8 protein-coding genes are annotated in these 12,490 nt (G+C 65.1%); 5 read left to right on the plus strand and 3 right to left on the minus strand.

The window, feature by feature from the left end:
• Window positions 1-251 precede the first annotated feature (251 nt).
• The gene (locus KFB96_RS22840; protein WP_213456495.1) at window positions 252-683 is read right to left on the minus strand and encodes a hypothetical protein; all 432 of its coding nucleotides are present in this window, start codon (window positions 681-683) and stop codon (window positions 252-254) included.
• A 254-nt stretch (window positions 684-937) separates the two neighbouring features.
• On the minus strand, window positions 938-2,803 hold the full coding sequence (locus tag KFB96_RS22845) for an EAL domain-containing protein (protein ID WP_213456493.1): 1,866 nt from the start codon (window positions 2,801-2,803) through the stop codon (window positions 938-940).
• Between the two features lie 541 nt (window positions 2,804-3,344).
• Here KFB96_RS22845 and KFB96_RS22850 point away from each other — a divergent pair.
• The 3 genes from KFB96_RS22850 (at window position 3,345) to lolD (ending at window position 8,363) form a co-directional block, all read left to right on the plus strand.
• Window positions 3,345-6,320 (plus strand): chemotaxis protein CheB, encoded by a 2,976-nt coding sequence (locus KFB96_RS22850; RefSeq protein ID WP_300970816.1) that lies wholly within the window; start codon window positions 3,345-3,347, stop codon window positions 6,318-6,320.
• A 101-nt stretch (window positions 6,321-6,421) separates the two neighbouring features.
• On the plus strand, window positions 6,422-7,672 hold the full coding sequence (locus tag KFB96_RS22855; protein ID WP_213456489.1) for a lipoprotein-releasing ABC transporter permease subunit: 1,251 nt from the start codon (window positions 6,422-6,424) through the stop codon (window positions 7,670-7,672).
• Complete coding sequence (gene lolD / locus KFB96_RS22860) at window positions 7,665-8,363, plus strand: lipoprotein-releasing ABC transporter ATP-binding protein LolD (protein WP_213466022.1); 699 nt, start codon at window positions 7,665-7,667, stop codon at window positions 8,361-8,363. Before KFB96_RS22855 ends, lolD begins: the two co-directional genes overlap by 8 nt.
• Here lolD and KFB96_RS22865 read toward each other — a convergent pair.
• On the minus strand, window positions 8,309-8,860 hold the full coding sequence (locus KFB96_RS22865; protein WP_213456487.1) for a DUF2062 domain-containing protein: 552 nt from the start codon (window positions 8,858-8,860) through the stop codon (window positions 8,309-8,311). The two genes, lolD and KFB96_RS22865, sit on opposite strands and share 55 nt — an antisense overlap.
• A gap of 140 nt (window positions 8,861-9,000) precedes the next feature.
• Here KFB96_RS22865 and KFB96_RS22870 point away from each other — a divergent pair, with 140 nt between their 5' ends.
• Window positions 9,001-11,334: a DNA internalization-related competence protein ComEC/Rec2 gene (locus KFB96_RS22870; protein ID WP_213456485.1), complete on the plus strand. Its 2,334-nt coding sequence runs from the start codon at window positions 9,001-9,003 to the stop codon at window positions 11,332-11,334.
• A 129-nt stretch (window positions 11,335-11,463) separates the two neighbouring features.
• Window positions 11,464-12,456 (plus strand): adenosine kinase, encoded by a 993-nt coding sequence (locus KFB96_RS22875; RefSeq protein WP_213456483.1) that lies wholly within the window; start codon window positions 11,464-11,466, stop codon window positions 12,454-12,456.
• Window positions 12,457-12,490: the final 34 nt, after the last annotated feature.

Genomic DNA, 12,490 nt, shown 5'->3' on the forward strand with positions numbered 1-12,490 from the left:
CCTACGTGTTTCGCTTCGCTCTACCCACTCTAAACCGCGTCCAGAGCGAGATGCTCACTTTCGAGTGAGCTCGAAGTTTGGTGAATCCACGACCCTTAGCGGGGAGCGCGGTTTAAAATTTTATATTTTTTAATACTTTAAACCGCGCCGGCTCCAGCGGTTCTGAAATCCTCCGGGGCCGATCCCATCCAAAAACATCGCATACCGCACTGGGCGCGGTTTACGTGTTTCGGTTGTTTTAGAATCGTTCCTTACAGTAAAAACGGCTGCAGGGTCGCGCTGTCGAGGTCGATGCCGTGGATTCGGATCTGCTCCACGCCGTTTTCCTTCAGCGCCCGGGTGACCAAGACCAGTACAGCGATCCCGGAGTCGAAGATCCGGTCGACGCCGGTCAGGTCGAGCGTACAGGTGTCGATGCTCTCGTCCACCGCTTGGCCGATCAGCAGCAAGGCAAAGGCGCTGCGCAGATCCAGCGAGCCGTCGATCCGGATTTGCAGGTGGCCGTCGTCGATCTCGTAGTCGAGATCCGCGGCAGGAGTTGCGATTCTCGGGGCACGGTTGCCCGTTCGGTCGGCGCCCTGGCGCTCCGCATCGTGGAATCCAAGGATTTTGACGGAGTGATCGCCTTGGCTCTGCAAGGCCGAGGACGCCCTGCGCACGCGCATCGAGTCGAGTCGAGTCATGGTGGTGCTCTCCTCCCGGTCGTCTGTCGTTCTGTTTCGGGCCGCGGGCCTCCCGCGGCCTCGCTCGTCAACCCCGCCGCGTCGCTGATCGGAACGCCGGGGTGGGCAAGGGCAGTAGGTGGACAAGCGCAGCGCAGTCCACCAGCGTAGGCGCAGGGTTCGGTGGACTTCGCTCTCGCTCATCCACCCTACCGGCCCTCTTATCAACAAGGCCCGCGTCGGCGGACTTGTTCCGGTCGTTGCCGAGAGGACCCTCAGGCCCAGGTCTGGACGAACCGCATCAGCTCCTCCTGATCGAGCGGTTGGGTGTAGAGGAACCCCTGTGCGATCGTGCAGCCGGCCTCCCGCAGGAAATCGGCCTGGTTTTGCGTCTCGACGCCCTGAGCGACGACGCGCATGTCCAATGCCTTGCCCAGCGCGAGGATCGCGCGGGCGACCGCGGCGTCGTCGCTGTCTTGCGGAAGCCCGTCGATCAAGGATTTGTCCATCTTCAGCTCCCCGATCGGCAGTCGCTTCAGATCCATGAGCGAGGAGGAGACCGCGCCGAAATGGTCAATCGAGAGTTCGATCCCGAGCCTCTTCAGCCGGCGAACCGTCTCCAGTGCCGAGACGGAGTCCGAAACCGACCCCGTCTCCGTCAGCTCGAGGCTCACCAGGTGTGCATCGAGGTCCAGCTCGCGCAACAGGGCGTCAAGATCGTCGGCAAAATCCGGCCGCTCAAGTTCCCTCTTTGACAAATTGATCTTGATGAGTGTTCCCTCGTCGAGTCCCTCCGCCTGCCAACGCTTGCGCTGGGTGCAGGCGGTACGCAGCACCCAGGCATCGATTCCGCGGATCAGTCCGGTCTCCTCGGCAAGCGCGAGAAACCCATCGGGCGCCAAGCAGCCGAGCACCGGATGGTTCCAACGCACGAGCGCTTCGATGCCCGGAATGCGGCGGGTATCCAAGGCGAGCTGCGGTTGGTAGGCCAGCATCAGCTCGCCTCGCTCCACGGCGTGGGCCAAGCCCGCTCGGAGCAGGATACGGTCGAAGGCCTGCGCGGTCATGTCCGCGGCGTAGAAGCGCAAGGTGTTGCGACCGGCCTGCTTGGCGATATACATCGCCGTATCGGCCTGACGCACCAGGTCTTCAGCCGCCGTGCCGTCGTCCGGACAGAGGCTGATGCCGATGCTGACGGTGAGCGTGATCTCGCCTTGGGGACCGGCGTAGGGGCAGCGCAGCAGCTCGATCAGCTTGCGTGCGACCGCGGCGGCGGCGTCCGGAGAGTCCACCGGAGCGACGAGCATGAGAAACTCGTCCCCGCCGATGCGTGCGACCGTGTCGTCCTTGCGGATCTGCTTTTTGAGTCGCGCGGCGACGTCTTTGAGGACCTCGTCGCCGAAGGTGTGCCCGAAGCTGTCGTTGATCAGCTTGAAGCGGTCCAGGTCGATAAACAGGACCGCGAGCTGCTCCCCGGTGCGTTGCGTGCGTGCGATCGCCTGATCGAGCCGGTCGGAGAAGAGGGCGCGATTCGCCAACCCGGTGAGCGGATCGTGCAGGGCGAGCTGCGAGAGCGACTGCTCGCGCTCTTTAAGCTGCTCGAGCAGGTGGCGCTGCTCGGTGACATCGAGCATCACGGTGAGACAGACCGCCTCGTCGTCGTCGCCGCGAGCGGGCTCGCTCTCGAGACTCAGATCGACGACGTGCCCGGTGTGGCTCGGTGTTAGCCGGACGCCGAGCGTGCGGCGCGCAGCGCTGCGGTGCACCGCTTCGATGTGCGCGTGCAGCGCGCGTCCTTGACCTGCATCGAGATGACTCCACAACGGTGTCCCCGTGAGGTGTCCGCGCTCCGCACCGAGCATCGATGCGCCGGTCAGGTTGATCTCGCGGATGATGCCGCTGCGATCCAGGGTGCAATAGCCGACGGGTGCCCGGTCGTAGAGTCGGGCATAGCGGTCGCGCGAGATCTCGAGCGCATGCTGCGCGTCGCGAAGCTCGTGGTTCTGCTGTGTCAGCTCGATTTGATGGGTCTTCAAATCGTGCATGAGGCGGTGCAGCTCGTCCTCGCTGCCCGTCTGTTCTCGTAAGGTTTCGCCCCGGGGGGCAATGTCCTCCTCCTCCCATCCGGTCGGTTTCGCCATTCGGTGTGCTCCCACGCCTTTGGCATGACGTGACTATTGATTCGGACTAAACCGCGCCCAGTGCGGTATGCGATGTTTTTGGATGGGATCGGCCCCGGCGGATTTCAGAACCGCTGGAGCCGGCGCGGTTTAAAGTATTAAAAAATATAAAATTTTAAACCGCGTCCCCCGCTAATGGTCGTGGATTCACCAAACTTCGAGCTCACTCGAAAGTGAGCATCTCGCTCTGGACGCGGTTTAGCCTTCTTCTGTTCCGACGTTGTTTCCAATACCACGTTATTCGGAGGTTCCAGTATATGAGAAGAAATCTGTTTCATGTATCGTGGCTTCACGCGAGCGGGCTAAGTAGTATTACTGAACCGCCGGTCTCTCGATCGGGCGCGGCTGTTCGCAATGCGTTGACAGACGGTTTCGCGCGTGTATTGATCTCGTGATCGACCACAAGGAGTTACCGATGAGCGCTGACCCGCACGCCTCGAGGCACGCCCCCCCGCCGGAGTCTTCCCCCCAGCCCTCGCAAGCTCCCTCGCACGAAGAACGCATGGCCGAGGAGCACGCTGGGCCTGCCGAGCCCGCTGGCGGCGAGCGCGAGAACCCCGCCTTCCGGGATGCCGAGTCCGAGCACGGCGTCTTCCCGATCGTCGGGATCGGGGCCTCGGCCGGCGGACTCGATGCCTTCCGTCGTCTGCTGCACCATCTGCCGACGCGCACCGGCATGGCCTTCGTGCTCATCCAACATCTGGATCCGGCACATCCGAGCATGCTGGCCGATCTACTGGTCGGGACGACCCGGATGCCGGTGCGCGAGGCCGTGGACGGCGAGCCCGTCGAGCCCGACCATGTCTATGTCATCCCGCCGAATTGCTCGCTCGGGCTGCATCATCGGCGCCTGCTGGTGTTGCCGCGCCGGGAGGAGCGCGGGCTGCACCTGCCGGTCGACAGCTTTCTGGAAACCCTCGCGGACGACTTGGGGCCCAAGGCCATCGGAGTGGTCCTGTCCGGAACCGGCTCGGATGGAACCCACGGGCTGAAGGCGATCAAGGCAGCCGGCGGAATGACCTTGGCGCAGGACGAACAGAGTGCAGAGCACTTCGGGATGCCGGGCAGCGCGATCGCCGCCGGCTGTGTGGATCTGGTGTTGGCGCCGCCGGAGATGGCGAGCGAGCTCGCGCGCATCGCGCGCCATCCCTATCTGCGCCAGCCCGTGCGCAAGATTGCGGAGGTGCCGGGCGGCAATGAAGAGGATCTCGGCAAGATCTTCATGCTGCTGCGCACACACACCGGAAACGACTTCAGCTACTACAAGCGCGACACCATCCTGCGACGGATCAAGCGGCGCATGGCCGTGCATCGGATACACCGGCTTGCCGCGTACGTGCGTTATCTCCAATCCGAGCCCGAGGAGGTTGAACGACTGTTCGAGGATCTGCTGATCAGCGTCACCGGGTTCTTTCGCGAGCCCGAGGCGTTCGACGCCCTTCGCGAGAAGGTCTTTCCAGTCCTCTTCGCGGAGTCGGACACCGAGCGCCCGGTCCGTGTCTGGGTGCCCGGTTGCGCCACCGGCGAGGAGGCCTATTCGATCGCCATCGCCATGATCGAGTATCTGGGCGATCGGGCGAACGGGACACGCATTCAGATCTTCGGGACCGATCTCGACGTGAAGGCAATCGGGAAGGCCCGCGCCGGTCTCTTTGCCGACCAACTGGTCGCGCACCTGGCGCCCGAGCAGCTGAAGCGTTTCTTCGTCAAGGTTGCGGGCGGCTACGAGGTCGCCAAGCGGGTGCGGGATCTGTGCATCTTCGCGGTACAGAATCTGGTGAAGGATCCGCCCTTCTCCTGGTTGGATCTGGTCTCTTGCCGCAATGTCATGATCTATTTCGGGCCGCCTCTGCAGAAGCAGGCCCTGCAGATCTTCCATTATGCGTTGGAGCCCAATCGGTTTTTGATGTTGGGGTCCTCGGAGTCCATCGGGGCACGGGCCGACCTCTTCGCGCTGCTCGACCACAAGAACAAGATCTACACGAAGAAATCCAACGCGCCCCGCCTCGCCCCCGCGCTCATGCCGCGCGCGTTTCAATCGCCGGGCGATGTCCCGTTCGTCCCCGCAGCGACCGACGCGAACGAGCCGATCGATCTGACCAAAGCGACCGATCGGATGATCCTCGAGCACTACGGGCCGCCGGGCGTGGTGGTGTCGGGCGATCTGGAGATCCTGCTGTTTCGCGGCGAAACCGGTCGCTATCTGGATCCGATCCCGGGCACGGCAACCCTGAATCTGCTCAAGCTCGCGCGCCGCGAGCTTGCGGTGGAGCTGCGTACGGTGATTCAAGAGGCGCGAACGAGCGGCTCGGCCGTCAGCAAGGGTCGTGTCTGGTATCGGCGCAACGGCACCGATGCCTGGGTCGGTCTGCGGGTGCTGCCGATCAACGACGGCGGACCGCCCGATCGGCTGCTGGTCTTGTTCGACGAGGTCGCGGCCGCCGAGCCGGGTTCGGTCTCCACACCCGGCGTCACGAGCGAGCTGCCGAGGCCGGTGGACGAGCGCATCGTCGCTCTGGAGCGCGAGCTGACCTCCACGCGCGACTATCTCCAATCGATCATCACGGAGCAGGAGCGCAACAACGAGCAACTCAGGTCCGCCAACGAAGAGATCCAATCCGCCAACGAGGAGCTTCAGAGCACGATCGAGGAGCTCGAGACGACCAAGGAAGAGCTTCAATCGACCAACGAGGAGCTGGCGACGGTCAATTGCGAGCTTGATAACCGCAACAACGACCTGGCCGAGGCCAACAGCGATCTCGGCAATCTACTCGTCAGCGTCCATCTCCCGGTGCTGATCCTGGGGTCGGACCTGAGCATCCGTCAGTTCACGCCGCAGGCCGAGCGTCTCTTGAACCTGATCGCCTCGGATCTCGGCCGGCCCATCGGCAACATCAAGCCGAACATCGAGATTCCCGATCTGGAGCCCCGGGTTCAGGCGGTCATCGATCGGGTGACGCCCCAGGCGCTGGATGTTCAGGACAAGGACGGCCACTGGTACTCGGTGCGGATTCGCCCCTACAAGTCCGCGGAGAACCGCATCGAGGGTGCAGTGATCGCCTTCGTCGACGTGGACGATGTAAAGACCTCCGAGGCTCGCCTGCGTCATGCCTTGGAGCACGCGCAACGGCTCGCGGCCTTGGTGAAGGACGCCGACGATGCCATGACGGTGCAGGGCTTCGATGGGTCCATCCGCGCCTGGAACCCGGCGGCCGAGCGCATCTACGGGTATCGCGAGAGCGATGCCCTGGCGATGTCGATCGAGCGCCTGATACCGCCCGAGGAGATTGCGCTCTATCGGGCGACGATCGAGCCGCTGCAACACGGCGAGCGCGTCGAGCCGTTCGAGAGCTCGAGGCTCCATGCCGACGGCACTCGTCTGTCCGTGCTGATCCATCCCATCGCACTGCTCGATGCCCGCGCAACCCCCTACGCGCTCGCGACAACCGAGCGCCCCGCACGCAAGATCGACACCTAAGAAACGCCGAAAAAAACCGAACCCTACGGATGTGTTCACCACCACACACCGCGCCAAGGTTTTCGGGCGCGGTCGCGGCCTTTGTGGTTAAATCCGGCGCCATGTTCCATCCCATCGCGATCTACATCGGCCTTCGCTACACGCGAGCGAAACGCCGTAATCATTTCATCTCCTTCATCTCGGGCACCTCGATGGTGGGCATTACGCTCGGCATCGTGGCGCTGATCGTGGTGCTCTCGGTGATGAACGGCTTCCACAAGGAGATCCAGGCTCGGATTCTGAGCATGGCCTCGCATGCGACCCTCGCGGATCCTTACGGGGGAGGCATCAAGGACTGGCGCGATGTGCTCGAGCGGGTGCGAGCCCATCCGAATGTCGTCGGCGCGGCACCCTTCGTCGAGGTGCAGGGGATGCTGGTGAACGGCTCGCAGGTGAGCGGCGCCCTGATCCGCGGCATCATTCCGACGGAGGAAGACCAGGTCGCGGAGCTGCGCCGAGACATGGTTACGGGCTCGGTCGACGACTTGGTCGACGGCGAGTTTCGGATCATCCTCGGGCAGGATCTGGCGAATTTCCTGGGTGTGCTGCCCGGCGACAAGGTCACCGTGGTCACGCCCCAGGTGAGCGCGACGCCGGTCGGGATCATGCCGCGGCTCAAACGCTTCACCGTGAGCGGCGTCTTCTCGGTCGGCATGGCGGACTATGACCGCAACGCCGCCTTCATGCAGATGGACGATGCGGCCAAGCTGCTGAGCCTCGGCGATGCGGTCTCGGGTGTTCGCTTGAAGCTGACCGACATGTGGCTGGCGCCGCGACTCTCGCGCGATATCGCCTACGAGCTGGACGGGGTCTACCGCGTCTTGGACTGGACGCAGGTCCACAGCAACTTCTTCAGCGCGCTGGCGATGGAGAAACGGATGATGAGCATCATCCTCTTCCTGATCGTGGCCGTGGCCGCCTTCAACATCGTCTCGACCCTGGTGATGGTCGTCACCGACAAGCAGGCCGATATCGCCGTGCTGCGTACCCTGGGTGCCTCGCCCGCCCGCATCATGGGGATCTTCATGGTGCAGGGGACAGCGATCGGTCTGGTCGGAACCCTCATCGGGATGGTGGCCGGGGTGATCCTGGCGCTCAATGTCGAGACCGTCGTCGCCGGGATCGAGGGGCTCTTCGGCGTTCACTTCCTGGATCCGACCATCTACTACATCAGCGCGCTGCCCTCGGACGTGCATCTCGAAGACGTGTTGTTCGTCGGCGGCGCGGCCTTCCTGATGTCCGTGCTCGCGACCATCTATCCGGCCTGGCGCGCAGCCGCGACCCAACCGGCGGAGGCACTGCGTTATGAGTGATCTCATGCCCGCGTTGGAGGTCAAGGGCCTGTCGAAGACCTTCCGTCAGGGGCCGCTGGAGGTCGATGTGCTGCGCGACGTGGATTTTCGCGTGGGTGCCGGCGAGCGGATCGCGATCGTCGGGGCCTCTGGCTCGGGCAAGAGCACCCTGCTGCATTGTGTCGGCGGACTGGAGCGCCCGAGCAGCGGGAGCCTGCGTTGGCTCGGCCAAGAGGTCAACCGACTCTCCGAGGCCAAGCGCGGCCTGTTGCGCAACCGCCATCTCGGCTTCGTCTACCAGTTCCATCATCTGCTTGCCGAGTTCACCGCGCTCGAGAATGTCGCCATGCCGCTTCTGATCGGCGGCAGCCGGCCGGCCGAGGCGCGCGATCGCGCGGCGGCCTTGCTCGATCGCGTGGGCCTCGGAAGCCGCGCTCGGCACAAACCCGGCGAGATGTCGGGCGGCGAGCGCCAGCGCGCGGCCGTCGCGCGCGCCTTGGTCACCCATCCGGCCTGTCTTCTGGCGGACGAGCCCACGGGAAACCTCGATCGGGTCACCGCCGCCCGGGTCTTCGACTTGATGCTGGAGCTCAATGTCGCGATCGGTACCAGCCTGGTCATCGTCACACACGATCAGGAGCTGGCCGGGCGCATGGATCAGGTCTGGCGATTGGACGACGGGCGGTTGTCGCGCGACGCCGACGCCCGGTAGCGTTCCCGTCGCTCGCGGATCCGGCGCATCAGATGCCAGCGCCAGAGCGTCTGGACGGTCAGATAACCGAGTCCGGAGCAGAGGATCGCGCAGGCCAGACTGCCGAGCATCAACGGCCAGATCACCGCGATCCAATGGCGCCAGTCCAACCAGTACTCCAGCGCGAAATGACCGGGCTCGATGCCGAGCATCCAGCAGCCGAGGCGGTAGGCGAAATAGAACATGGGCGGAATGGTGACCGGATTGGAGATCCAGCACACCACCACCGCGATCGGCAGGTTCACACGCAGGACGATGGCTGCCCAGGCGGCGATCAGCGACTGGCCGAGCGGCGGCAGAAACATCACGAAGAGACCGATCGCGGTGGCACCCGAGACCGAGTGACGGTTCAGGTGCCAGAGGTTGGGGTCATGCAGGAGTTGGCCGAAGACGCCGAAATGGCGATTGGCCCGGATGCTGCCGGCCGCAGGTAGGTTTCGCTTGAGCCATCGTTTCACGCCGCAAGTCCGTTGGATCTTACGCCAGAGAGACAGGCCGCGGAGTATATAGCAGTCATGGACAGATGCTGTGATCGGTGGTGTCGGGACCGGCGCAAGCCGTCGAGCGGCGGTGGCGAATCCCCTGCGACGCTCCGACAATGACCCGGAGCACGACCGCTGCCGGTCTCGCATTCGCCTCCGGCGTCGCCGTTGTTTACCTGCTGCCCGGGCTGCCGCCGCTTGCCCCGATAGGACTCGTCATTGTCGCTTTCGGCCTCGCCGCGTGGCGCTGGCGCCTGCTGCGATTGCCCTTCTGGCTGATGCTCGGTGCGTTCTGGGCGCACTGGAATGCCTGCCTCCTGCTCTGCTCGCCCTTTCCGGATGCGCTGGCCCGCGCGCCGCTGGTCGTGGAAGGGCGCATCGCCTCGATCCCGACCGATTCCGGTCTTGCTCGGCGATTCCTGTTCGAGGTGGAGCGCGCCCGGCACGAGGGCGAGCACATCCCCTTCACCGGTCTGGTCCGACTCTCCTGGTACGACGACGCGCCGCCCTTGCGCGCCGGTGAGCAATGGCGCCTGCCCGTGAGGCTCAAGCCCCGGCACGGTTTCGCCAATCCGGGTACCTTCGACTTCGAGCGCTGGTTGTTCGAGCAGGGTGTGCAGGCGACGGGCAACCTGCGTCGGGGCGAGCCGCCGCAGCGGCTCGATGCGGGTGCCGGCCGCTATTGGCTCGACCGTCGGCGGCAGGGCCTGGCCGAGCATCTCGCCCGGGTCTTGGACGGCGCACCGGCCCTGCCGCTCGTACAGGCCCTGGTGATCGGCGATCGCTCGGGATTCGATCAAGACGACTGGGAGGTGATGACGCGCACCGGGACCAACCACCTGGTGGCCATCTCGGGGCTGCATGTCGGCTTGATCGCCGGTGCGGTCTTCTTTCTGGTGCGCTGGCTTTGGTCGCGCAGTGCGGGTCTCACGGCCGCGTTTGCCGCGCCGCGCGCGGCGGCGGTCGGCGGGATGATCGCCGCGCTCGGCTATGCGGGACTGGCGGGCTTCGCGGTTTCGACCCAACGCGCGCTCGTCATGATCGCCGTGGTCTTCGCTGCGCTCGTTTGGCAGCGGACGCTGCGGCCTTACCATGCGCTCGTATTGGCTCTGGTCGGGGTGCTGCTGGTGGATCCGGGGGCTGTCTTGTCGCCCGGTTTCTGGCTGTCGTTCGGTGCCGTGGCGGTGCTCTTGTTCAGCCTCGGGCACCGGCTGCCGAGCCGCGCTCTCTGGACACGCTGGGGTCGCGCCCAGTGGGCCGTCGGGATCGGTCTCTTGCCGCTCCTGTTCCTGCTCTTCGGACGGGCCTCGCTGATTGCGCCGCCGGTGAATCTGGTGGCCGTGCCGCTCTTCAGTCTGATCCTGCTGCCGCTGGTCTTGGTCACGAGTCTGCTGAGTCTGCTCCCCGGAGTCGGCGCGGTCTCCGCGTGGCCGTTGCAGTGGACGGCGCATCTGCTCGGGTGGTGTCTGGACGGGCTCGCCTGGATCGCGGCCTTGCCTTGGGCCGCGATGATGCTGCCCGAGCGTCCGCTCTGGGTTTGGCTGGCCGCGGGCGCCGGGGCAGCGCTGATGCTCGCGCCGCGCGGGCTGCCGGGGCGCTGGCTGGGTCTGCTGCTCGTTGTTCCGATGTTCGCCCTGCGCACGCCGCACCCGGGCGACGGCGAGGCTTGGTTCACCCTGCTGGACGTCGGCCTTGGTCTGTCCGCCGTGGTGCGCACTCGCGAGGGCACGCTCCTCTACGATACCGGTCCGGGGTTTCCGAGCGGTTTCGATACGGGCAGCGCGGTGGTTGCGCCCTTTCTGGCGGCTCAAGGGGTGCGTCGGATCGAGCGCCTGGTCGTCAGCCATGCCGACCGCGATCACGCCGGTGGTCTGGCCGGTTTGGCCAAACGCATCCCGATCGATCGGATCGACAGCGGAGAGCCGGCGCGTCTAGGCGTGCCGGGCGTCGAGCCGTGCCGGGCCGGGGAGGGCTGGGACTGGTCCGGGGTGTCGTTTCGGTTCATCCACCCGCCCGATGCGGAATTCCGCGGCAACGACGCCTCCTGCGTGCTGCGTGTCGAGACCGGGGGGCGCTCGATCCTCCTCACCGGCGATATCCAGGCGAGGGTCGAGCGCCGCCTGGCCCGCGCATGGGGGGATGCGCTCGCGAGCGATGTCCTGGTCGCCGGTCACCACGGCAGCGCCACCTCGACGCATCCCGCGTTTTTGGACACGGTCGCGCCCGGACTGGTCCTCTTCGCCTCCGGCTACGCCAACCATTTCGGCTTTCCCGTCGCCGAGGTGCGCGAGCGGGTCTCCGCACGCGGCATCCCCGCGCTCGACACCGGTCTTGTCGGCGCGATCGAGCTGCGGCTCGGATCGGACGGCACCATCGAGGGCCCCTGGACCTGGCGCGAGCGCACCGGCCGATTTTGGACCCATCGCGCGGACGGATACCCGAACAACTGAGCCGGGTCGAGACCGAGGCCCGCGGATGTCCGCGCCGTGTTCCGACGCGCGCGGAACGCACCCTGCTTTCCGAAAAACCCGCGCGCGCTCGGTATACTGTCGCCTTTTGAGCGAAGAGACGAGGGATTCATGGCGAAATATCAGGTCTACGGCATCGGCAACGCGCTGGTGGATATGGAATACGAGGTGGATGCGGCGGATCTCGGCATCCTGGGGATCGACAAGGGTGTCATGACCCTGGTCGACGAGGTGCAGCAAACGGCGATCATGTCGCATCTCAAGCACCACCAACCCCGGCGCGGTTCCGGCGGCTCGGCTGCGAACTCGGTCATCGCGCTCAGCCAGCTCGGCGGCAAGGCCTTCTACTCCTGCAAGGTGGCCGATGACGAGCTGGGTCATTTCTACATGGACGATCTGGTCCGGGGCGGTGTCGACACCAACAACCACACCCGCAAGGACGAAGGCCACACCGGGCGCTGCGTCGTCCTGGTGACGCCGGACAGCGATCGCACCATGTGTACCTTCCTGGGGGTGAGCGGTGCCCTGTCCGCCGACGAGCTGGTCGAGGACGCGCTGCGCGATTCGGAGTGGTTCTACACGGAGGGCTATCTGGTGACCTCGGATGCCGCTCGGGAGGCGTCTATCCTCGCGAAGGGGATCGCCGACGCGGCGGGGGTGAAGACCGCGATCTCGCTGTCGGATCCGAACATGGTGAAGTTCTTCAAGGCAGGCTTGCTCGAGATGATCGGCTCCGGGGTGGATCTGCTGTTCGCCAACGCGTTCGAGGCGATGGGCATGGCCGGCAGCGACGACCTCGGTGTTGCGGTGGACTATCTCAAGAGCATCAGTCGGACCTTCGCCATTACGTGCGGGCCGGACGGTGCCTTGGTCTGGGACGGCGAGAGCCTGATCGAGATCGCGCCGATCAAGGTCAAGGCCGTGGATACGGTCGGTGCGGGGGATATGTTCGCGGGCGCCTTCCTGTACGGCCTTGGGCAAGGCTGGGATTACGCGCGGGCAGGCAATCTCGCCTCGGCGGCCTCGGCAAAGCTGGTGACCAGTCTCGGCCCGCGGATCTCAGCCCACGAGACACAGGCGATCCTGAAGGGGTTCGACAGCTGATCGGTCTTTTTTGGAATCTGCGGAGCGGTCGGCA

The organism is Thiocapsa sp., assembly GCF_018399035.1.
GTDB lineage: Bacteria > Pseudomonadota > Gammaproteobacteria > Chromatiales > Chromatiaceae > Thiocapsa.

What these genes read in the sequence shown, in the direction of transcription:
- KFB96_RS22875 (WP_213456483.1), top strand. Translation starts at nt 11,464, where the DNA reads ATGGCGAAATATCAGGTCTACGGCATCGGCAACGCGCTGGTGGATATG.
- KFB96_RS22840 (WP_213456495.1), bottom strand. Translation starts at nt 683, where the DNA reads ATGACTCGACTCGACTCGATGCGCGTGCGCAGGGCGTCCTCGGCCTTG.
- lolD (WP_213466022.1), top strand. Translation starts at nt 7,665, where the DNA reads ATGAGTGATCTCATGCCCGCGTTGGAGGTCAAGGGCCTGTCGAAGACC.
- KFB96_RS22855 (WP_213456489.1), top strand. Translation starts at nt 6,422, where the DNA reads ATGTTCCATCCCATCGCGATCTACATCGGCCTTCGCTACACGCGAGCG.
- KFB96_RS22845 (WP_213456493.1), bottom strand. Translation starts at nt 2,803, where the DNA reads ATGGCGAAACCGACCGGATGGGAGGAGGAGGACATTGCCCCCCGGGGC.
- KFB96_RS22870 (WP_213456485.1), top strand. Translation starts at nt 9,001, where the DNA reads ATGACCCGGAGCACGACCGCTGCCGGTCTCGCATTCGCCTCCGGCGTC.
- KFB96_RS22850 (WP_300970816.1), top strand. Translation starts at nt 3,345, where the DNA reads ATGGCCGAGGAGCACGCTGGGCCTGCCGAGCCCGCTGGCGGCGAGCGC.